This window comes from Bartonella sp. MU70NMGDW, assembly GCF_042194085.1.
Taxonomy (GTDB): domain Bacteria; phylum Pseudomonadota; class Alphaproteobacteria; order Rhizobiales; family Rhizobiaceae; genus Bartonella; species Bartonella grahamii.
Genome location: NZ_JBHIMK010000026.1, coordinates 1 through 23,767, shown reverse-complemented (window position 1 = coordinate 23,767; position 23,767 = coordinate 1). Strand labels below are relative to the sequence as shown.

General features: G+C 38.2%; 16 protein-coding genes. 13 read left to right on the top strand and 3 right to left on the bottom strand.

From position 1 onward, the window contains the following. The first annotated feature begins 486 nt into the window (after window positions 1-486). The 9 genes from thiC (at window position 487) to ACFIKE_RS04120 (ending at window position 12,191) form a co-directional block, all read left to right on the top strand. The gene (gene thiC / locus ACFIKE_RS04160; protein WP_375648464.1) at window positions 487-2,322 is read left to right on the top strand and encodes a phosphomethylpyrimidine synthase ThiC; all 1,836 of its coding nucleotides are present in this window, start codon (window positions 487-489) and stop codon (window positions 2,320-2,322) included. Beyond that, entirely contained in the window at window positions 2,319-3,269 is a 951-nt protein-coding gene (locus ACFIKE_RS04155) for an FAD-dependent oxidoreductase (RefSeq protein ID WP_375625826.1), read from the top strand. The genes thiC and ACFIKE_RS04155 overlap by 4 nt, the downstream gene beginning before the upstream one ends. Before the next feature lie 3 nt (window positions 3,270-3,272). Then, window positions 3,273-3,470 carry a sulfur carrier protein ThiS gene (gene thiS, locus ACFIKE_RS04150; protein WP_273791115.1) on the top strand — a complete coding sequence of 66 codons (198 nt, stop codon included), beginning with the start codon at window positions 3,273-3,275 and terminating at the stop codon, window positions 3,468-3,470. A 4-nt stretch (window positions 3,471-3,474) separates the two neighbouring features. Continuing rightward, complete coding sequence (locus ACFIKE_RS04145; protein WP_375625054.1) at window positions 3,475-4,248, top strand: thiazole synthase; 774 nt, start codon at window positions 3,475-3,477, stop codon at window positions 4,246-4,248. Then, complete coding sequence (locus ACFIKE_RS04140) at window positions 4,245-4,850, top strand: thiamine phosphate synthase (RefSeq protein WP_375625055.1); 606 nt, start codon at window positions 4,245-4,247, stop codon at window positions 4,848-4,850. Before ACFIKE_RS04145 ends, ACFIKE_RS04140 begins: the two co-directional genes overlap by 4 nt. Then, window positions 4,841-5,599 (top strand): hydroxymethylpyrimidine/phosphomethylpyrimidine kinase, encoded by a 759-nt coding sequence (locus ACFIKE_RS04135; protein WP_375625187.1) that lies wholly within the window; start codon window positions 4,841-4,843, stop codon window positions 5,597-5,599. The genes ACFIKE_RS04140 and ACFIKE_RS04135 overlap by 10 nt, the downstream gene beginning before the upstream one ends. Before the next feature lie 444 nt (window positions 5,600-6,043). Next, window positions 6,044-6,886 (top strand): uracil-DNA glycosylase family protein, encoded by an 843-nt coding sequence (locus ACFIKE_RS04130; protein WP_273788417.1) that lies wholly within the window; start codon window positions 6,044-6,046, stop codon window positions 6,884-6,886. Window positions 6,887-6,955: 69 nt separating this feature from the next. Beyond that, window positions 6,956-9,583: an aminopeptidase N gene (gene pepN, locus ACFIKE_RS04125; protein ID WP_375625056.1), complete on the top strand. Its 2,628-nt coding sequence runs from the start codon at window positions 6,956-6,958 to the stop codon at window positions 9,581-9,583. Window positions 9,584-9,869: 286 nt separating this feature from the next. Further along, window positions 9,870-12,191, top strand: coding sequence for an ATP-binding protein (locus ACFIKE_RS04120; RefSeq protein WP_375625819.1), 2,322 nt, complete (start codon window positions 9,870-9,872; stop codon window positions 12,189-12,191). On the opposite strand, the gene ACFIKE_RS04115 is transcribed toward ACFIKE_RS04120, so the two are convergent. Further along, the gene (locus ACFIKE_RS04115; RefSeq protein WP_375625817.1) at window positions 12,188-12,712 is read right to left on the bottom strand and encodes a methylated-DNA--[protein]-cysteine S-methyltransferase; all 525 of its coding nucleotides are present in this window, start codon (window positions 12,710-12,712) and stop codon (window positions 12,188-12,190) included. The genes ACFIKE_RS04120 and ACFIKE_RS04115 overlap by 4 nt on opposite strands. An 825-nt stretch (window positions 12,713-13,537) precedes the next feature. Here ACFIKE_RS04115 and carB point away from each other — a divergent pair. The 3 genes from carB (at window position 13,538) to ACFIKE_RS04100 (ending at window position 19,004) form a co-directional block, all read left to right on the top strand. Further along, the gene (gene carB, locus ACFIKE_RS04110) at window positions 13,538-17,023 is read left to right on the top strand and encodes a carbamoyl-phosphate synthase large subunit (RefSeq protein ID WP_375625815.1); all 3,486 of its coding nucleotides are present in this window, start codon (window positions 13,538-13,540) and stop codon (window positions 17,021-17,023) included. A 246-nt stretch (window positions 17,024-17,269) separates the two neighbouring features. Then, the gene (locus tag ACFIKE_RS04105; RefSeq protein WP_012754908.1) at window positions 17,270-17,479 is read left to right on the top strand and encodes a cold-shock protein; all 210 of its coding nucleotides are present in this window, start codon (window positions 17,270-17,272) and stop codon (window positions 17,477-17,479) included. Window positions 17,480-17,801: 322 nt separating this feature from the next. Next, the gene (locus tag ACFIKE_RS04100; protein ID WP_375648463.1) at window positions 17,802-19,004 is read left to right on the top strand and encodes a pyridoxal phosphate-dependent aminotransferase; all 1,203 of its coding nucleotides are present in this window, start codon (window positions 17,802-17,804) and stop codon (window positions 19,002-19,004) included. A gap of 1,147 nt (window positions 19,005-20,151) precedes the next feature. On the opposite strand, the gene ACFIKE_RS04095 is transcribed toward ACFIKE_RS04100, so the two are convergent. Beyond that, window positions 20,152-21,057 (bottom strand): LysR family transcriptional regulator, encoded by a 906-nt coding sequence (locus ACFIKE_RS04095; RefSeq protein WP_012754906.1) that lies wholly within the window; start codon window positions 21,055-21,057, stop codon window positions 20,152-20,154. Between the two features lie 42 nt (window positions 21,058-21,099). Further along, window positions 21,100-22,056, bottom strand: coding sequence for a thioredoxin-disulfide reductase (trxB, locus tag ACFIKE_RS04090; RefSeq protein WP_375648462.1), 957 nt, complete (start codon window positions 22,054-22,056; stop codon window positions 21,100-21,102). A 312-nt stretch (window positions 22,057-22,368) separates the two neighbouring features. Between trxB and ACFIKE_RS04085 the strand changes: the two genes are divergently transcribed. Continuing rightward, window positions 22,369-23,763 (top strand): TrkH family potassium uptake protein, encoded by a 1,395-nt coding sequence (locus ACFIKE_RS04085; RefSeq protein WP_375625807.1) that lies wholly within the window; start codon window positions 22,369-22,371, stop codon window positions 23,761-23,763. Window positions 23,764-23,767: the final 4 nt, after the last annotated feature.

Sequence of the window (23,767 nt, the reverse complement as noted above, 5' to 3'; positions counted from 1 at the left end):
GAAGTGATTTTATATGAAAAGATGTATGATGAAAGAATCTTATGGTATTCTGAGTTATTATTTTAATATGAAAAAAATCTCGATCAGAGCTATAAACTATCTAATTTTTCCTTGATAATCCGTTTTTAACTTTATTCTTGTTTATAAAAGCTTCAGTATCATAGTTTATCACTTCATAATATCTATTTTCACTCTTAAAAAACACACCAAAATCATTTAAATATATTTTTATGATTGACAATATAGATATTTAAGCCAACCATATTCGTATTAAAAAAATACTTTAAATGGGAGGAGGCATGCAAATATTAGAATAGATATTGTATCAATTTTTCAAAATAAATTTTCTTGAGCTTTATTCGGTTTGCTTTGCTATAAAGCAAATACTATTTCTATTCATCCGAATGCTCGTAATTGATAATTTGAATATATCTCCATTAACATCGCAACCTATTTTTGAACTCTGTATCTATAAGGAAAAAGTTTGTGCAGAAAAATACTCCATCAATCAGTTGTAACCCCTTTCCCGCTTCACGCAAAATTTATCAACAAAGTCCTATCTTTTCTGATGTGCGCGTACCATTGCGTGAAATTTCACTGACTGATGGCAGTGGTGAGAAACCTTTAAAAGTTTACGATACTTCTGGCCCCTACACAGATAAAGATATGATCATTGATATTACAAAAGGCTTGCCAGCAATTAGCTTGCCTTGGCTCTCTAAGCGGGATGATACTGAAACTTATCCTGCACGATTAGTTAAACCTGAAGATAATGGATTGGCTTCTGATAAAAACCTTACACCAACCTTTAAACAAAAACGTCCCATTTTACGAGCAAAAAATGGCAAAGCAATTACACAAATGGCTTACGCGCGCGCAGGCATTATTACCGAAGAAATGGAATATGTGGCTATACGAGAAAATGAAGGATTAGCAGTAAAAGAACAGCAAAATGTACCATCAAATGAAACATTTTCTGGATCAATACCAGAAATTTATACTGCCGAATTTGTTCGCAATGAAATTGCTTGTGGACGCGCCATTATTCCACAAAACATTAATCATCCAGAGTGCGAACCCATGATTATTGGGCGTAATTTTCGTGTTAAAATTAATGCTAATATTGGCAATTCAGCAGTGACTTCATCTATGGAAGAAGAAGTTGATAAAATGGTTTGGGCCATTCGCTGGGGAGCAGATACAGTTATGGATCTCTCAACAGGTCGAAATATTCATAATATTCGTGAGTGGATTATTCGAAATGCCCCTGTTCCTATTGGAACTGTTCCACTTTATCAAGCACTCGAAAAAGTACAGGGTATTGCCGAAAACCTAACATGGGATATTTTCCGTGATACTCTTATTGAGCAAGCAGAGCAAGGTGTTGATTATTTTACCATTCATGCGGGATTAAGATTACCTTTTATCCCTTTGACCGTTGATCGGGTAACAGGTATTGTTTCACGAGGTGGTTCTATTATGGCAAAATGGTGCTTGCAGCATCACAAAGAAAGTTTTCTTTATGAACATTTTGATGAAATTTGTGATATTGCACGCACGTATGACATCTCTCTTTCCTTGGGGGATGGATTGCGCCCTGGCTCTATTGCCGATGCCAATGATGAAGCCCAATTTGCAGAGCTTAAAACTTTGGGAGAATTGACAAAAATTGCTTGGAAAAAAGATGTACAGGTTATGATTGAAGGTCCTGGGCATGTCCCAATGCACAAAATTAAAGAAAATATGGAGCAACAATTAGATCTCTGTCATGAGGCGCCTTTTTATACTTTGGGACCTCTTACAACCGACATTGCTCCTGGTTATGATCATATTACATCAGCAATTGGTGCCGCTATGATTGGATGGTTTGGAACAGCTATGTTGTGTTATGTAACACCTAAAGAACACCTAGGACTCCCCGATAGAAATGACGTAAAAACTGGTGTGATCACTTATAAAATTGCTGCTCATGCCGCTGACCTTGCCAAAGGTTTGCCTAGAGCACAATTGCGCGATAATGCTCTTTCGCGTGCACGATTTGATTTTAGATGGCATGATCAATTCAACCTTTCTCTTGATCCGGAAACAGCCTGTGCCTTTCATGATGAAACAATGCCTAAAGAAGCCCATAAATTGGTACATTTTTGTTCCATGTGTGGACCAAAATTCTGTTCTATGCGTATTTCTCATGATATTCGTGAGGCAGCAGCAATAAGAAAAACAAAAGGGGAAGGTATGATCGCCATGGCCGAAAAATATCAAAAAAATGGTGATCTTTATATGGAAATCATTTCTCCTCAAAAAAAGAAAGTAAACAGTTGAAGAACATTCTTATCAAAGGTGCAGGTGTAGGAGGACTAACCGTTGCCTTTATATTACAGCAAAAAGGTGTTTCTGTTACTATATCGGCTCCCCCTCATTCTCCTATAGGAAGTGCTAGTTGGTATGCAGGAGGAATGCTCGCACCTTACTGTGAGAGAGAAAATGCGGAACAGATTGTTGAAGATCTTGGTATACAAGCTATACAGTGGTGGCGTAAAACGCTTCCCAACCTTGTCATACAAAAAGGCACTTTAGTGGTTGCACCTACACGAGATAGAGGAGAGCTTGAACGGTTTTCTGGACGCACGCATAATCACAAAACCATAGATAATATAGAGATAGCTCATCTTGAACCAGATCTTGCGGAACGTTTTAACTGTGCACTCTTTTATGAAAATGAAGCCCATATTGATCCTCGCAAAGCACTTATGGCTTTAAAAGAAAAGCTTCTCAACAATGGAGCGTGTTTTGTTGATGTAGAGACGGCTGAAACAAATTTTGATATTGTTATTGATGCGACAGGAATAGCACGTTTAGGAAAAGATAAAAATATACGGGGCGTACGCGGCGAAATGCTTCTCGTGCGCTGCACCGATATTAAAATTTCGCGTCCAATTCGTCTTCTTCATCCACGGTTTCCTCTCTACATTGTACCTCGACAAGATAATATTTTTATGATTGGTGCAACGATGATTGAAAGTGACTTTGATGGTGCAATCTCAGTGAGATCAATGATGGAACTGCTCAACGCGGCTTATACTTTACATCCTGCTTTTGCTGAAGCAGAAATTATTGAATCTGGCGTTGGTGTTCGTCCATGTTATCCTAATAACTTCCCTTCTGTGCATAAAGATGGTAACTTTATTTCTATTAATGGATTTTATAGACATGGTTTTCTGTTGTCTCCAGAAATGGCAAAACGAGCAATGGAATTGGCATTGGAATAAAGCATGCAAATATTTGTTAATGGTGAAACAGTCCAAACAGAAGTTATGACTCTCGGTCTCTTGCTTGAAGAATTGGGGTATGAAGGAAATTGGCTTGCAACTGCTGTTAACGCTGAAGTTGTTCCCATAGATGCACGAAGCCAATTTGTCTTGCATGAAGGAGATAAAATTGAAATTTTAAGCCCAATGCAAGGAGGCTAAAATTATGCTGAATCTTTATGGACGACAATTCTCTTCCCGTCTTCTATTAGGTACAGCGCAATATCCTTCACCAGCAATCCTTCGTGATGCTATTCATAAATCGAATACGGAAATTGTAACTGTTTCCTTGCGCCGTGAAACTGCAGGTGGAAAACAAGGTGGACAATTTTGGCAATTTCTTCAAGGACTTGGGGTAAAAGTGCTTCCTAATACTGCTGGTTGTTATACTGTTAAAGAGGCCGTAACCACAGCCCAATTAGCAAGAGATCTTTTTAAAACAGCTTGGATTAAACTCGAAATTATCGGTAATTCAGATACCTTACAGCCAAATATTTTTTCCTTAATCGAAGCAGCTCAAATTTTAAACAATGAAGGTTTCAAAATTTTTGCTTACACAACGGATGATCTCATTGTTGCTGAAAAACTTTTTGACATTGGTTGCCGTGTTATTATGCCTTGGTGTGCTCCTATTGGTTCTGCCAAAGGACCTCATAATACTGATGGATTGCGTTCTATCCGTGCTTACCTTCCGGATGCTACTCTTGTTATTGATGCCGGCATTGGACGCCCATCACATGCCGCCATTGCGATGGAACTCGGTTACGATGCAGTACTGCTTAATACCGCAGTTGCTAAAGCAGGTGATCCTGTCTTAATGGCTGAAGCATTTTCTAAAGCTGTTCAAGCAGGACGTATGGGATATAAAGCTGGCATGATCGAAGCACGCAATGTGGCAGTCCCTTCAACGCCAGTCATTGGAAAAGCAGTATTTTCATGAAACTGGATCCATTTTACCTCATCGTTGATAACGCTGATTGGGTTGAACGTTTGCTCCCTCTTGGCATCAAGCTCGTACAATTGCGTATGAAACATGAAAATCAACAAATAATCCGTCAACATATCAAGCGCGCAAAAAACATATGCAATAAATTGGGAGCACAATTAATTATTAATGATCATTGGGAAATAGCAATTGATGAAAAGTGCAATTTTATTCATCTGGGACAAGAAGATCTAAGCAATGCTGATCTTCACGCAATTCGTAAAAGTGGTATAAAAGTTGGTCTTAGTACACACGATGAACATGAATTGGATATCGCACTCTCTGTTAATCCTGAATATATTGCACTTGGTCCTATTTATCCGACAATCTTAAAAAAAATGAAATGGATGCCGCAAGGACTAGAAAAAATCAAACAATGGAGAAAGCGGATTGGTGCTTTACCTTTGGTGGGCATTGGTGGTTTAACACCAGAACGCGCAGTTGGTGTTTTAAAAGCGGGAGCAAATAGTGCTGCTGTTGTGACTGATATTATCCTCCATAAAAAACCTGAAGAGCGTGTCCAACAGTGGATAAAAGTGACACAAATATGGCGTTGATACCTTCCATTCTTATTGTTGCAGGCACAGATCCAACAGGAGGTGCCGGTATTGTTCGTGATATAGAAACCGCTGCACATTTTCAAATAAAAGCAAATTTAGCAATCACTTGTGTTAACGTACAAGATGATAATCGCGTTGCCGAAATCATTCCAATGCGTGAAGACCTCGTCGCTGCGCAAATGCGTGCTGCCCTAGAAGCAAATCCAATAAGCGCAATAAAAATCGGTATGATGGGGACAAAAGCAATTATAGAAGCAATCTGTAACGTACTCAAAGACTATCCCCATATCCCAGTTATTTTGGACCCCGTACTTGTCGCTTCATCAGGAGGAAAACTAACAACGGAAACAATCATCGACACGATGATCGATAAACTGCTTTCTCATGTTACTCTTTTAACACCGAATAGAGAAGAACTTGCTCTTCTTAGCCAAAGTCCATTGGCATCTTATGATGAGCAAGCAATACAACAAGCAAAAAAACTTTTGTCATTGGGAGCTCAATCTATTTTAGTAAAAGGGGGACATGCAGAGGGTCCTCTTGCAATTGATAGCTTCTTTGACAAAACTGAAGTCATAAATATTTCTACGCCACGTTTAAAAGGAACAATGCGAGGAACAGGTTGCATTCTCTCAAGCGCTATTGCTGCGCATTTGGCGTTAAATGAATCTATGACTGAAGCGGTAAAAAAAGCAAAAGCATATACCCACACATTACTTTTAAACCATTGTAAAAACAGTTTGTAAAGTCTTAGTATTTTTTCATATAAAAGTAATATTTATATATCTCATTAATATATTTAATATTTTTAATAAAAATTATTAAAAATAATATAATAATAAAAAATATACTTAATTTTATAAATAAAATACTATAAAAGTAACTTTCATTAATTATTAAATATAGAATATAATGATCAAAAATGTTATCATACCACTTGCATTCAGTAGAGAATTCTTTTATTATAAAGAACTTAGTCTGTTTAAAAATTTAAAATAGCGTAATTTAAACAAATTGTACATTTAAAGATGTATATAATCGCGAACACTCGCATTTTACGATTTGCCTTTTTTGTGAAAAGAGAGAATCCTATCAGCGTTCTTGTACATTAATGGCTAGCGAATACATTTATAAAACTTGAAGGATAATTTTGTTTGATCTATAGTTGCTAGATCATTAGAAAAAATAAAATGTTAAATCAAACGCCGTGCTCAATTTCCTATGAAGAACTCTTAAACTTTTATAAAGAAAGTGGTGCGGATGCTGTTCTGACAGATTTCCCTATTAATCGTTTTAAGCAGTCTGCTTGTTCAGAGAGCAAATTAATATCTGTCGTGAACATTTCTCATAATCAACAAACATCTCCCAAAACATCTCCCACCGTAAAATCAGATCATCGTCCGCTGCATAACTCTAGGGGGGCTATACAAAATGAACCCACAGCTATAGAGAGTGCAAACAATGCAAAAACACTTGATGAATTAAAATCTGCTCTCCTTGCATTTAATGGCTGTTCACTAAAATTGACAGCAAAAAATACCTGCTTTTCAGATGGAACAGCAGGAAGCCCCCTGATGCTTATAGGCGAAGCACCAGGACGAGAAGAGGATATACAAGGAATTCCTTTTGTGGGAAAAGCAGGAATGTTGCTTAATAAAATCCTCGCATCAATTGGCTTAACAAGGAATAATGTTTACATTGCCAACACTATTCCTTGGCGTCCACCAGGAAATCGTACACCAACACCAAGAGAAGTCGCCTTGTGCCGCCCTTTTATTGAACGGCACATTTATCTAGCGCGTCCTCGTGTACTTATAGCACTGGGAGGCATTGCTGCACAGCTCCTTACGGGATCTCAAAATGGGATTATCCGAACACGAGGGAAATGGCATATTTATGAAAGTGAGGATAATATAAAAATACCTGTTATGCCAACTTTCCACCCTGCCTACCTTCTCCGAACCCCTAGTCAAAAAAAACTTACATGGATAGACTTCTTAGAAGTAAAAAATCGCCTCGATAGCCTTTTGTAATTCTTTAATCTTCTTTGACTCTAAAATTAAAAACCTTCTTTAACTCTTAAAATATGAATGGGAAAAACTATGGAACAGCCAACAACACCTATTTATCGTTTGGAAGACTACCAGCCAACCCCTTACGTTATTCCTAAAACACAACTTTCCTTCCAATTGGCACCAACAAAAACCTATGTTACAGCCATATTGTCTATTGAGTCCCGTCACAATACAAAAGAATTAACACCTCTTGTTCTTTCTGGTGATGATCTTACTTTAATTTCCGTTTCTATTAATGATGAGACATTAGCCCCAAACACTTATAAAGTGACGCCTTCACGTTTAGAAATTACAACGCCACCAGCAGCTCCTTTTACATTGAAATTGGTTACGGAACTGAATCCTGAAAGCAACCGCCAACTTATGGGCCTTTATCTTTCAAATGGTGTTTATTGCACACAATGCGAATCGGAAGGTTTTCGTCGTATTACTTATTTTTACGACCGCCCAGATGTTCTTTCTACCTATAGAGTGAAAATTGAGGCAGATTCCCAAACAATCCCAATCTTGCTTTCAAATGGTAATCTGGTGGAAACAGGAACTTTAGAGAATAATCGCCATTTTGCCATTTGGGAAGATCCTTATCCCAAACCATCCTATCTCTTTGCTTTAGTAGGTGGAGATCTTGATAAGTTAGAAGATCATTTTACAACTGTATCTGGACGACGTATCGAGCTTGGTATCTATGTGGAAAAAGGAAAAACCAAACGCGCAACCTATGCAATGGATGCTCTTAAACGTTCCATGCGTTGGGATGAACAATGTTTTGGGCGCGAATATGATCTTGATATTTTCAATATTGTTGCAGTGTCCGACTTTAACATGGGAGCAATGGAAAACAAGGGACTTAACGTTTTTAATGATAAATATGTTCTGGCAGATCCTGAAACAGCAACCGATCAGGATTATAGAAATGTTGAACGTGTCATTGCACATGAATATTTCCATAATTGGAGCGGTAATCGTATTACCTGTCGCGATTGGTTTCAACTCTGTTTAAAAGAAGGATTCACTGTTTATCGTGATCAGGAATTTTCATCAGATCAAAATGTACGCAGCCTACAACGAATTGAAAATGTAAAAGCATTAAAAGCGACGCAATTTGCAGAAGATGCAGGACCTCTTGCGCATCCTGTACGTCCTCGTCAATATAGCCAAATTAATAATTTTTACACCACAACTGTTTATGAAAAAGGTGCCGAAGTTGTTCGCATGATACGGACTATTTTAGGACCCTCTCTATTTCGTAAAGGTACTGATCTTTATTTTCAACGTCATGATGGACAAGCTTGTACAATTGAAGATTTTATCGCCTGTTTTGCTGAAGTATCTGGTCAAGACTTTTCCCAATTCATGTTGTGGTATGAACAAGCTGGAACACCAAATGTAGAAATCGATAGTCATTATAGCGATGGTGTTTTAACAATTCATGCAAAGCAACATATTCCGGCAACCCCACAACAAAATACAAAAAAGCCCATGCTTATCCCTATATTATTTGGCTTGTTAGGACCTAATGGAGAAAACCTCACCTATGAAGCGGATACAGATATTCAATCAAACGTTATGCTTTTATCCAAGGAAAACCAAACGTTTACATTAAAGGGTCTGCGTGAAAAACCTGTTTTATCACTGCTTAGAGACTTCTCTGCACCAATCAATCTACAAACTCCATTCAATGAAAGCGAACTTATTTTTCTTGCACAACATGATGACAATCACATCAATCGCTGGCAATCTCTTAATCATTTAATGACGCAAGCTTTGATTCAAAGCATTCAAGATGAAACAAAAGCAAAAGAGGGTATGCCCTCTGCTTTGATAAAATTGATTGAAGCTATCGTTACAGATGAAAGTCTTGAACCTGAGTTTCGTGCATTTTGTTTAAGTTTACCGAGCGAAGTTGAACTTGCCCACACACTTGGTAAAAATATTGATCCAGAGCGTATTCATCATGTGCGCAATCAGTTTTTAGCTTCGCTCGCGCATACACATCAAGGGCTCTTCACAAAATTTTATGGGCAAATGCAAACTAAAGAGCCCTATTCACCAAACACTGTACAAGCTGGAAAGCGAGCATTAAAGAATATAATACTGGATTATCTTTCCATTACTGAGGCCAATCCAAATCGTGCTGCCACACAATATGCAACAGCTGATAATATGACTGACCGTATGGCTAGTATCGCTGTTCTCGTGAAGCGTTTTAATGAAAGTGAGCAGGCGCAAAATGCCTTAAATGATTTTGAAAACCGCTATCACCATGATCCTTTGGTCATGGATAAATGGTTCTCCATTCAAGCAATGGTTGCAGGGGCATCAACGCTCGAGAATGTTCAAAAGCTCATGCAACACCCGCTCTTTTCAAAAGATAATCCCAATCGTGTGCGTTCCCTAATCGGTGTCTTTGCCTCTAACAATCTCACGGGCTTTAACAGGATGGATGGAGCGTCTTATCATTTTCTTTGCCAAATTATTTTGGAAATTGACAAAAAAAATCCACAGCTCGCTTCACGATTATTAACAACGATGCGCTCTTGGCGACAATTAGAACCCATTCGACAACAAAAACTTGAAACTGAATTAAAAATGATTGCTGCTGCACCAAAGTTATCAAGTGATGTCGCTGATATCATCAACCGTCTGCTCACTTGAAACGAAAAAATTATTTTAAATCAATATTCTATAATATTTTTTAAATAAATTCTACAGACTATTCGATCATCATTAAATCTATAAACAGGCAATCTAAGCCTGTTTATAGATCATGTTTAAAGTGCCTTTTCCTTTTCATATTCCAAATTCATAGAAGTAAAATTATTTTTTTTAAAAAAAAGACTGGACAGAAGACTCCTGTTTTGATTCATTGCACTCGATGGGGTTACTATGAATATCGAAGCAGTTTTTAAATCACATTATTCCATAATTAAAGGAACTGGAAATGGCTAAATTGGACGCATATCATGCGCCAACGGAGGTGTATGCTGATTCAAAATCGAGCGCTCCAAGTCATAAAGCGCAGAAAAAACGTATTCATCTGCTTTCTGGCTCTGCCTATCAAAAGCTTCTCTTTATTGAGCCTTGGTTGCGTCGCTCACTTCCATTTGTCATTGTAGCATTTCTTATTGTACTTGCATCAATTCGTTTTGTATCACTCTATGATTGGCGTAACACGATTGATAAAAACACGCGTTCTACCATCACTCTCTTAGCTTCTCATATTACCAATACAATTAATCATGACTTACTGGCTGTTTCTCAGAAAGGAAAAGTCTCTACCCTTTCTCATAGTCATTTACAAAATATCCTCACCACTTTTCGTAATCAAGAGCTTATTAATCCTAGCACTCTGATCGCCATTATTGATCAAAAGGGAAATGTCTTAGCTTCATCTAGTTCAGAGATTGCTTTAGGTAAACCTTTGCAAGATTTTATCTCTGACAGCATTGCTTTACAATCTCTTGGTCAGCACATTGGAATTATGAAAATCACAATAGGAAAAGATGCCCCTGCTCTTGCTTCATTTCACCAAACAGAAAATGGGCAATATGGCGTATTCATTAGCGAAAAGATGCAAGATAGCGCCATGGAATGGCGGAAAATTCTCTCGTTAAATATAACTCTGTTCATTGGAACTAGTGGCGTTATCCTCGCTCTTCTTTATGCTTATTACAACCAAATTGTACGAGCACGCAAAACGGATCTTGTTTCAGAAAAAATTCAAAACCGTATTGATATGGCAATGATGCGTGGACGCTGTGGACTATGGGATTGGAATATGGCAAGTGGACGCGTCTACTGGTCACGAGCAATGTACGAAATGCTCGGCTATATCCCTCAGGATGCATTGCTCTCAATTTCCCAAATTAGCGCCATTATCAATCCAAATGATGCGAATTTTTTTGATCTTGCTCAGGAATTAATGAGTGGTAAAAAAAAGCATATCGATATTAACGTTCCCATGCGTCATGCCGATGGCCATTATGTCTGGATGCGTATTCGTGCTGAAGTTACTGAAGAAGAAGAACCCCATTTGGTTGGTATTTCCTTCGATATTAGTGAACAGCAACAATTGGCTGAACAAACAGCGCAAGCCGACCTTCGTATCCGTGATGCGATTGAAAATATTTCAGAATCTTTCGTCTTGTGGGATGCTGAAGGACGTTTAGTCATGTCCAACAGCAAATTTTGCGAATATGCCGCTATTCCTAAACAAATTCTACAATCAGGTATCCAACGTGCAACCGTCGAAGCCATGGCACGCCCTGCACTCAGTGAATATCCCCTTAAAGATGATGGTACTGGTAACTTAACCAGTATTCGCCAAACGGCAGATGGTTGTTGGCTCAAAATTAACGAACGGCGAACCCAAGACGGAGGATTGGTTTGTATTGGTACTGACATTTCTGAGCTTAAACAACAACAGGAAAAATTTGAAGACAGTGAAAGGCGTCTTTTTTCTTTCATTCAAGAACTCAAACGTGCTCGAGGAAGTGCTCAACAACGTGCCTCAGAAGTTGAAAAACTTAATAAAAGTCTCAAGGCAGAAAAAGAGCGTGCTGAAAGTGCTAACAAAGCTAAATCAGAGTTTTTGGCTAATATGTCCCATGAATTGCGCACTCCACTTAACGCTATTCTAGGCTTTTCAGATATCATGTTACAATCGACTTTTGGCCCTCTTGGTTCACAACGCTATAAGGAATATATGCATGATATTTACAATTCAGGAACCCATCTTCTAACCCTTATCAATGACATCCTTGATATGTCAAAAATTGAAGCTGGAAGATTTACGCTTGATTGTAAAAATACCGATCTTGAGCCCATCATTAGTGAAGCAGTACGGACATTAACGCCTCAAGCTCAAGAAAAAAATATTGTTGTTACAACAAACATTACGCCAGAACTTCATGCTGAAGTTGATGGTCGTGCTATGAAACAGATTTTCCTTAATCTCATCTCTAATGCCGTTAAATTTACGCCTTCTGGCGGAAATATTGATGTTTGCGCTTTCAAGAAAAAAAACAGCCTTATTTTTAAAATTACAGATACAGGTGTTGGTATTCCCCAATCAGCAATTAAAAAACTTGGGCAACCTTTTGAACAAGTTGAAAATCAGCTTACTAAATCTCACACGGGCTCAGGTCTTGGCTTAGCCATTTCACGCTCCTTGCTAGAACTCCACAAAGGAAAACTTGAAATTACCTCAAAAGAAATGAAAGGGACAACTGTAACGATTATAATGCCCATCACACAAAATTAAATTCCTCCATTTTGTTCTCGTTGTAGCAAAATCTGTTTCCGTTTGGATCCCCAACGATACCCTGAAATAAAACCATTTTTACGCACAACACGATGACAAGGAATGATAACAGCCAATTCGTTACGTGCACACGCATTAGCAACGGCACGAAAAGCGTTCGGTATACCAATACGGCACGCTAAGACTTCATATGAAATTGTTTCACCACATGGTATATCACATAATACTGCCCATACTTGTCGTTGAAAAACTGTACCATTTATATCTAAGGGAAAATTATATTTTTTGACCAACTTAGGTGTTTCTATCATGGCTATAATATGGGCAACTTCTCTCTTAAATGTATTGTCACCTACAACTTGTTGTGCATCACCAAAGCGTATCGTAAACCCCTGTAATAATTGCTCTATAGTGTCTCCTAACGCTATATAACAAATCCCTTTTTGAGACCTAGCCACCAAAAGCTTTCCTATTGATACATCTTTCAAACAGAATATTCTCGTTTGGGAAATGTTCAGCATTTTAGCCTTCTTTATATTTTTAAATATTTTAAAAAGTTTTGAACATCATCCATAAAGTAAAGAGAGAGTATTCACTATCTTTTAACAACAAACAAAATCATTCTGAAATTATCTCCTTAGCCATTGTATTAAAATACACTCTCGCCCTTTTATGAAATGGAAACATACATCGATTGACTTCCTTCCTACCCTAAAACGGAAACTTCAACCAGAAAAGATCTATCAACAATCTTGCTTTTTATCTAACAGATTCCAACTGAGACCATTTCATATGGTTTATTTCACAAGCTCTCTACAAACAAATCCTGCCCTGAATTCTATCATATACTCTAACAAAAAACACCTTAATGTGGTAAATTTTCATACCTTATATTAGAGCTCTAAACGGTAGTATTTTACGGATTAACAAGATAAACTTCCCATTTCATTTTACGAAATCTCATCGAACCATAAATAATAGCTTATGTTTTACAAGCAACAGAAAAAGCGCGCGTCCTCTTTAGGCAAACAACGTCATAAAACACAAAATATGCCGGCAATGGATTGGAAAGATGTTCCGGCTTTTTATTCTCCACAGTATGCTTAAATATTCTAATTTGTTGGAGCACTATTATTATTTTTTATCAAAGATCATACTTTTGATATACTGACGAGATGACTCAGCTCAAAAAAGAAATTTATCTTTAATTTTATGAAAAAAAGCATGGAAAAGGTATTTTAGTGCTTACTTTCTTTGTCACTTAACTTATAAAATGACTGTAGCCTCAGAACTGAAATATTTTACCCGCAACAATCGCGCACAGATATTTGTCATAGGAAAAAGCCATGCCCAAACGCACAGATATAAAATCTATTCTTATCATCGGAGCAGGACCTATTATCATTGGTCAGGCATGTGAATTTGATTATTCAGGCACTCAAGCCTGTAAAGCATTAAAAGAAGAAGGTTATCGAATTATTTTGGTAAACTCTAATCCTGCCACGATCATGACAGATCCAGATCTAGCTGATGCAACTTATATAGAGCCCATTACTCCTGAAATAGTTGCCAAAATTATTGCCCACGAACGTCCCGATGCCCTTTTGCCCACTATGGGAGGACAAACAGCTCTCAACACTGCTTTATCATTAAAGCGTATGGGTATTTTAGACCGCTATCATGTTGAAATGATAGGGGCCAATGCTGATGCTATTGATAAAGCTGAAGATCGTGCTTTATTCCGCCAAGCGATGGCAAAAATCGGTTTGGAAACGCCACGCTCTATGTTAGCCAATGCAACAGAACTAAAAGAAGAAAATCGCCGACAGCACGCAAAAACGCGTGCTGAACTTAAAGCAAAACTTTCTGGTGCTGCACTTGACAAAGCACTCGAAGAACTTGAGCGCAACTGGCGACATACCGAAACTGATCGCAAACAACATTATATCGCCCATGCAACAGCAAAAGCAGTTCAAGCTCTTGATGTTATTGGACTTCCAGCTATTATTCGTCCTTCATTTACCCTTGGTGGAACCGGTGGTGGAATCGCTTATAACCGCTCTGAATTCTATGAAATTATTGAACGTGGGCTTGAAGCTTCACCAACAACAGAAGTTTTAATTGAAGAAAGTGTTTTAGGGTGGAAAGAATATGAGATGGAAGTTGTTCGTGATAAGAACGACAACTGTATCATCGTTTGTTCTATTGAAAACATTGATCCAATGGGGATTCATACCGGTGATTCGATCACTGTAGCACCTGCTCTCACCTTAACCGATAAAGAATATCAATGTATGCGTAATGCTTCGATTGCTGTTTTGCGCGAAATTGGTGTTGAAACGGGGGGATCCAATGTACAGTTTGCTGTCAATCCTGAAAATGGGCGCCTCATTGTTATTGAAATGAATCCGCGTGTTTCTCGCTCTTCAGCGCTTGCCTCAAAAGCAACGGGGTTTCCCATTGCCAAAGTAGCGGCCAAACTGGCTGTTGGTTATACTCTTGATGAATTAAAAAATGATATCACGGGTGGTGCAACACCAGCATCATTTGAACCTTCTATTGACTATATTGTAACAAAAATTCCTCGTTTTGCTTTCGAAAAATTTCCCGGTTCATCACCTGTCCTCACAACTGCGATGAAATCTGTAGGAGAAGTCATGGCAATTGGACGCACTTTTCAAGAATCGTTACAAAAAGCACTCCGTGGACTTGAAACAGGACTTACGGGTCTTGATGAAATTGTTATTCCAGAGCATGCTGAAGGTGATGAAAAAAGTTCTATACGCTCCGCCATTGCAATACCAAGCCCTGATCGTCTACGCTACATTGCTCAAGCCATGCGCACAGGCTTACCCTTAAATGAGATTCACCAAATTAGCAAAATTGATCCATGGTTTTTAGAACAAATAGCCTCCATCATTGAAATGGAGCAGCGTATCCGCGTTCATGGATTACCCCAAGACTCAGATAACTTACGTATGTTAAAAGCTATGGGATTTTCAGATGCGCGATTAGCCTCCCTTACTGGAAAAGAACCCGATTATATCGCAGCTTTACGCAAATCACTGAATGTTAAACACGTCTTCAAACGGATTGACACTTGTGCCGCTGAATTTTCTTCTCCTACAGCCTATATGTATTCAACATATGAAGTTCCCTTTGCAGGTGTAGAGCACTCGGAAGCACACGTTTCTGAACGCAAAAAAATTGCTATTTTAGGCGGTGGACCAAACCGCATTGGGCAAGGTATTGAATTTGATTACTGTTGCTGCCACGCTGCTTTTGCACTGCGTGATGCAGGCTTTGAAGCGATTATGATTAACTGTAATCCTGAAACAGTTTCAACCGACTATGATACCTCTGATCGTCTTTACTTTGAATCTTTAACAACAGAAGATGTTATCGCTATTTTAGAAGCAGAACAGGAAAAAGGAGATTTGGTTGGAGTCATCGTTCAATTTGGCGGACAAACACCCTTGAAATTGGCAAGCGCTCTAGAAAAACACAACATTCCTATCTTGGGTACTTCACCTGACGCTATCGACTTAGCAGAAGATAGAGATCGCTTTCAAAAACTATTATTTAAACTTAACTTAACACAACCTCAAAATGGTATTGCTCACTCCATCGAACAAGCACGCCTCATTGCCCACGAACTAGGCTTTCCATTGGTTGTACGTCCCTCTTATGTTTTAGGAGGACGTGCTATGCAAATTATCCGTGATGAACGTAGCTTACAAAATTATTTACTTGAGAGTGTCCCTGAATTAATTTCAGAAGATATCAAAGTCCGTTATCCTAACGACACAACAGGACAAATCAATATATTGCTTGGTAAAAATCCGCTTCTCTTTGATACCTATTTAACAGAAGCAATTGAAGTAGACGTTGATTGTCTATGTGATGGCAAAGAAACACTGATTGTTGGTATTATGGAACACATTGAAGAAGCTGGTATCCACTCTGGTGATTCAGCATGTTCTTTACCAGTCCGTACGCTCTCAAATAAAATAGTTACTGAATTAGAGCGCCAAACCAAAGCATTAGCACAAGCACTTCATGTTCGCGGCTTAATGAATGTACAATATGCTATAAAAGGTGATACCATTTATGTCTTAGAAGTCAATCCCCGTGCTTCACGTACTGTCCCATTTGTTGCAAAAACGATTGGTCGCCCTATTGCTAAAATGGCTGCACGTATTATGGCAGGAGAAACACTTCATGATGCTCTTCAAGCTTATGGTGGATTACCTTCTTTGCAGAAAAAACAACATATTGCCGTCAAGGAAGCAGTGTTTCCTTTTGCTCGTTTTTCAGGTGTTGATACACTTCTTGGTCCAGAAATGCGTTCAACCGGTGAAGTTATGGGACTTGACTATGAATTTTCGCTTGCTTTTGCTAAAGCCCAACTTGGAGCTGGTGTAAAACTCCCTAAAGAGGGAACTTTGTTCGTTTCTGTAAGAGATGAAGATAAAAAACGCATCTTAAATCCTGTAAAACGTTTAACTGAGCTTGGCTTTTCTGTTGTCGCCACAAGTGGAACACAAAAATTTCTCACAGAACACCACGTTGAAGCAACAAAAATCAACAAAGTTCTAGAGGGACACCCCCATATTGAAGATGCTATTCGTAATCGCCAAATTCAATTGATTTTTAATACAACTAGCACTGCCAGTGCCATCTCAGACTCAAAATCATTACGTTATGCAGCACTCATGCAAAATGTTCCCTATTATACAACAATAGCTGGAGCCGAAGCCGTCGTAGAAGCGATCAAAGTACTCAAAAAAAGGCGCCTTGAAGTACGTTCACTACAAAGTTATTTCAGTTGAATTTTCTCTACTCAGCAAAATGTACACTGTTTTCTTATTTTTTCTTTATATAAAATTTGATTAAGACTTGCTTTTTGTTCTAAAGACTTTTATAGAGGTTTCATCGAATTTTCGGTTACGTGACTTTCTTTCCTGTGCGATCTGCACTTTTGACGAAACTTCTCCCACCTAATTTCGATCTACAACCGTATTGAAGGAATGAAAGCTTCAATACTCAATATAATTATATATTCTAAGGAGTTTCCTATGTCTACAGGAACAGTTAAGTGGTTTAATACAACAAAAGGTTTCGGATTTATTCAGCCTAGTGATGGTAGTGCAGATGTATTTGTACACATTTCTGCCGTCGAGCGTTCTGGTCTAAACAGTCTTAATGAAGGGCAAAAAATTTCCTATGATGTTCTTCAAGATCGTCGTTCAGGAAAATTTGCCGCTGGCAATCTTGCAGCTCTTTAAGGTTTAAGTTCTGCAATATTTTATTTAAAAATCTTCGTCTGTAACGACGAAGATTTTTTTTATTTTGTATGAAGCATCATTTTATCTTGTTAACATAAAAGGCTGCTTATCTCCTTTGCACAATTTATCAAACCTCCCTTATACTTCCTCAAAAACTTTCATAAAATCTACGAAGAGATTATCTTGTAAAAATCTCAAAAAAGATGAATATAAAGCCCGTGTAAGAGTATTTTGGAAGTTTTTTATTGCATACAATATAATCTCTTATAGAATATCCTTAAAGCAATAACCATTTGTTGATATAATATAAGGATTTAAAATTATGGCTTTTATTGCCGACAAACTGTCTCGTATCAAACCTTCTGCAACAATTGCTGCTTCCCAAAAAGCCCGTCATTTAAGAACATTAGGGCGCAACGTTATTGCTTTAAGCGCTGGAGAGCCAGACTTTGATACCCCAGACAACATCAAAAACGCGGCCATTGAAGCTATTCGAAGAGGAGAAACAAAATACCCTCCCATATCTGGAATTCCAGAATTGCGCCAAGCAATTTCTGCAAAGTTTAAAAGAGAAAATAATCTCAATTATGAACCAGAGCAAATTATTGTTGGAACCGGTGGTAAACAGATTCTCTTTAATGCATTGATGGCAACTTTAAATAAAGGGGATGAAGTCATCATTCCATCTCCTTATTGGGTAAGTTATCCAGAAATGGTCGCACTCAACGATGGTACGCCTGTCTTTTTAGAAACAAAAGCCGAATTTTCTTATAAACTCCAACCACAAGAGCTAGAAGCTGCCATTACCCCCAAAACCAAATGGTTCATCTTTAACTCTCCTTCAAATCCATCAGGTGCCGCTTATACACATAATGAATTGAAAAAACTCACAGATGTTTTAGTAAAATATCCTCATGTTTATATTCTTTCCGATGATATATATGAACATCTCACATATGAGGGTTTTACCTTTGTTACTCCAGCTCAAGTAGAACCAGCGCTTTATGAGCGTACACTTACAATGAATGGTGTTTCCAAAGCCTATGCGATGACGGGGTGGAGAATCGGCTATGCAGGCGGACCACAAGAGTTAATTAAAGCTATGGATACCATTCAAGGTCAGCAAACATCTGGAACAAGTGTCATTTCACAATGGGCTGCTGTTGAAGCTCTCAATGGACCACAAGACTTTATCGCTAAAAATAAAAGTATTTTTCAAGAACGCCGTGATCTCGTTGTTTCCATGCTCAACCAAGCTCCTGGCATTCACTGTCCAACGCCCGAAGGTGCTTTTTATGTTTATCCTTCTTGCACAGGACTTATTGGAAAGAAAACACCCAACGGTCAATGTATTACGAATGATGAAGACTTTGCCATAGCGCTTCTAGAAACAGAAGCTGTTGCTGTCGTCCAAGGATCTGCTTTTGGACTTGGATCAGCTTTTCGTATTTCTTATGCAACATCAGAAGAATTACTTGAAGAAGCTTGTATACGTATACAGTGCTTTTGCAACAGTTTAATTTAAAATTTTTAATACCATCTCTTGTGATCGTTTTTTTGCCGAATGTCAGTATAGGCGAGAAAATATCGGAAACTGTATCATGACCTGAATCAATCGATTCAGTAAAAATATCCATGAATAAACACGTGTAGATAAAGATCAAAAAAATCTAGCGATCAAATAAATGAATCGGTTTATTATCATGAAAGATGAAAAACCTTTTCTGCTTTCTCCATTCAATTTATAACTCTAAAAAAGATCGAGAACTTTTAAATACAATTGCCCTTATAATCAAGAGCCCTTACAATCAAATCTTTTTTATTTCTCGGCTTCTTCTTGGTCCTAAAATGAAGAAGAAGCCACCTCCCGTCGTTATGTAAACAATCCAGTTTCCTTTAAGTTCTATCTAATAACGACTTGATTTACTTCATAGGCTTTATGAACAAAACCTGCCTTAAATATTCACCTCACACTCTAATAAAAAGCACTTCATGTATAAAGTTTTAAATATTTTATATCACGTCCCTAAAAGACAGACTTTTATGCTACAACATGATAAATCTCTCTCAAACTCCTTATTGAATTGTAGTATTCTTAAAAAAATGTTGGATATCTACAAATTTCGAAATTTTTTCCTTATCATCCTCCCATATATTGCAATTTCTAGGAGCTCTTTCAAAAATAAAAAAAAGCCGGACATCTGTCCGGCAAATTTGGAAAATCCTCAGAGATAAAATCAATCTGATAGATCTTCGTAAGGGAACACTCAAGAAAATGCACTGGGAGGCAACATAATCAAGAGATAGTATTCTATGTCATCTTATAAGAAAAAGTACAATAAAGACTTAAGCGTATCTGCTATGCAATAAACACATAGCTTTAAATTTGTCTCCATCATGTACCATTCTTTTTAATTAAATATAAAAATGTAAGCTACACCATCACACGATTGTCCAGTTTTCAATATATAATAACTCTCACATTCGCTAGTATTCATAAAAAACATTTATCCCTTTTTCCAAAAGTATTTCTCCACACGGACTCCCCCCACTTTTAATATGCAACGAATAGTTTTAATTGATTCAATATAGGCAAATTTGAAACGAAATAATATTAGGGAGTCTCAAGTTATAGAACAGTTAATTATTCCTTATAAATTAAGGCATTAACATTAAAAAGACCACTGACGGGCTTTTAAAAAAATATAATCTCGAAAAGCATTTAATCTTGCCAAATTCTTTAAATTATAAGGATAACAAAAAAAAGTATCAAACGAAGGAATATCAACCATATCAGGAAAAAGACGCACCAAATGCTCATCATTATTGACGATATAATCAGGCAGCACAGCAATCCCAAGATCACGCATAAGCGCATTCTTTATTGAGATAATATTGTTGATTTGTAGAACTGAAACGCGCAATGATCCATCACTTCTACCAGCCTTTTCCAACCAATTTAAACCAGACAAATAAGGTGGGACAGGTTCACCGAACGAAATAATACGATGCTCATCGAGATCAGACAATTTTTCCGGCTTTCCATAATTTGCAATATACTTTTCCGAAGCATAAACATGCATATGAATTGTAAAGAGTTTTCTTTGTATAAGATCAGGTTGTTGGGGTTGATGTAAGCGAACAGCACAATCCGCATGACACATTGTCAAATCAAGCTCTTCATCGGAAAGCAAAAGCTGAACCTGCATATCAGGATAAAGACTAAGAAATTCTGGCATACGCTCTGCAATCCACCCTGCCCCCATTCCAAAGGTCGAGGTCACACGCAAGTGCCCCGTTGGTTTTGCATAGCTTTCACTTAATTGCAAACGTACACTTTCAAGCTTCATCAAAACATCATGAGCTGTACGATAAAGAGTTTCTCCCTGTTCTGTAAGAATCAAACCACGCGCATGACGTTGAAATAAGGATACCCCAACCTCTTGTTCTAAAGCCGAAACCTGTCGTGAAACTGCTGATTGAGATAAATGAAGTTTTTGAGCAGCATGCGTAAAAGATCCCGCTTCTGCTGCAGCGTGAAAAACCCTTAACTTATCCCAATCCAACGGTGGCGCCACAATTAATTCTACCTCTAGATTCTTTATGTTCTCAATGAATTACTAACGCTTAGGTATATCCAAAAACCGTTCTGCTTCCAACGCTGCCATACATCCTCTTCCTGCAGCTGTTACAGCTTGGCGGAATATTTCATCTGTTACATCCCCAGCAGCAAAAACACCAGCAATGCTTGTTGCTGTTGAGTCCGGTGCTGTCCATAAATAGCCGCCTCGTTTTTGTTTCAGCTGTCCTTCAAACAGAGAAACAGCAGGATCATGCCCAATAGCAATAAATATTCCCTCTGCATTCACTGTCATCTCGTGACCTGTCTTAACATTTTTTAGACGTGCCCCTGTTACAACAGCGCCCACTGCCCCCTGTGCAGGCAGCCCCACAATTTCTTCCACCACATGATCCCAAATGATACGTACGTTCTTGCAAGCAAGCAACCTATCTTGTAAAATTTTTTCTGCCCGAAACTGCCCCCGCCTGTGAACCACGCTTACACTTTTAGCCAAATGCGATAAATAAAGTGCTTCTTCAACAGCGGTATTTCCTCCTCCCACGACAATAACGTCCTTATCACGGTAAAAAAAGCCATCACATGTAGCACAAGCGGACACACCACCGCCCATAAAGGTCTGTTCACTTTCTAAACCAAGCCAGCGCGCTTGAGCTCCTGTTGCAATAATCAGGGAATCACAAGAATATTGTGTTCCTGAATCCCCATATAAAACAAAAGGATACTTCAACAAATCAGCCTTTATAATTGTATCATAGAAAATTTTTGTCCCCATATTCTCAGCTTGTTTCGCCATTTGTTCCATCAACCACGGTCCTTGAATGGGATCTGTAAAACCTGGATAATTCTCAACATCAGTTGTAATTGTCAATTGTCCACCCTGCTGCAAGCCCGTCACCAAAACCGGCTTAAGCATTGCTCTTGCTGCATAGATCGCCGCTGTATAACCAGCCGGACCTGAGCCAATAATCAGCAGACGAATATGTGATTGTACCATTAAATCCCCTTCACTTTATTATAACTTAATTATTCTATAAATGATAACGGAATGCAGCCTTTTAAAAAAATATTTTTCAAGAACTCCAATTATGTTATACATACTTTATTTTCAAGTTTTATGAAAAGGTCTGATTACAAATTTCATCAAGGCATGCTAATGTTAAGAATTAATCTTTATCCTATGAAGAGGAAAACGTAAATTCTTATGAGCACAAAACCATAATAAAAAGAGATACAAAGATAGGGAACGGTCATTTTTCAGTTTATTATCAATGTTTGTGCACGGTTTGCGTTAATCATGGCAGGAGCAATGCTTTTGCCAATTTTTGTGGATCTGCACGACAACAATCGTAATTGGATAACCTTTCTCTATTCTTGTGCCATAACCACCATGTTAGCAACGCTGATTCTTTTAGCAACTAAGGGAGCTACTTGTCGTTTTTCAGCACGGCTTGGCTTTATGCTCACTGTTTGCCTTTGGCTAACAGGAAGTATCGTAGGTGCCTTACCTCTTTATCTTTCTCCTCTTCCCATTTCTCTAGCAGGAGCGATTTTTGAATCTGTTTCTGGAATTACAACAACAGGCTCCACAGTCCTTTCTGATCTTGATAATTTATCGCGAAGTATTTTGTTATGGCGTTCTCTTATATGCTGGATTGGGGGTATTGGTTTTATCGGTTTAGCCCTCTTACTTTTGCCTTCACTGCGTGTGGGTGGCGTACGACTTTTTCATATGGAATCATCTGATAAATCTGAAAAAATATTGCCTCGCATCAACCAAATTGCTAACGGAATTATCATCGCTTATGTTGGGTTAACATTGGCTTGTATGCTTTCTTATTTTGCTGCAGGCATGAATTTATTTGATGCCATTAACCATGCAATGAGTACAGTCGCAACAGCTGGTTTTTCAACGCATGATGCTTCTTTTGGTTATTTTTCTGATACACCAGCCATCTTAATTATTTCAACAATCTTCATGTTGCTTTCTGCTTTGCCCTTCGTACTTTATGTTAAATTAGTCCTTCCTGGACACTCCAAACGCTTCCTTGACCCACAAGTGATTGTTTTTCTCCATATCGTTCTCCTTTTCAGCTTTGCTTTAGCGGCATGGCTACGGTTTTATGATCATCGCGCGTTCCACTTGATTTTCCTTGATGTCATTTTTCACCTTTCATCCATTATTAGCACCACAGGTTACAGCGCTGAAGATTATCAACTTTGGGGACCGTTTGCGCTTGGAATTTTCTTCATTGTTTCTTTTACAGGCGGATGTGCTGGTTCTACTTCTGGTGGCATGAAAATCAATCGCCTCATTATTCTTTGGCGTATTACACAAACAAATATAGAAAAACTTCTTTCTCCTAATGTCGTTGTAAAGGCCCGCTACGATCACTCAAATATATCAAACGATGTTGCTCAAGCCGTTTTGTTTTTTGTTTGTCTTTATATGTTTTGCCTCGTTATCGGCACTGCACTTTTGCTTACAACCGGTCTTGACTTTACCTCTGCCTTTACGGGAGTCTTAACCGCACTTTCAAATGTTGGTCCAGGCTTTGGAGATATTATTGGCCCCACTGGTAATTTCTCTACAATCAACGATAATGCTTTATGGATTTTAAGTTTTCTAATGTTAGCTGGACGCCTTGAAATCATAACAATATTCGTCCTTTTTATTCCCGCTTTCTGGCGTGAACAATTCTAATGCA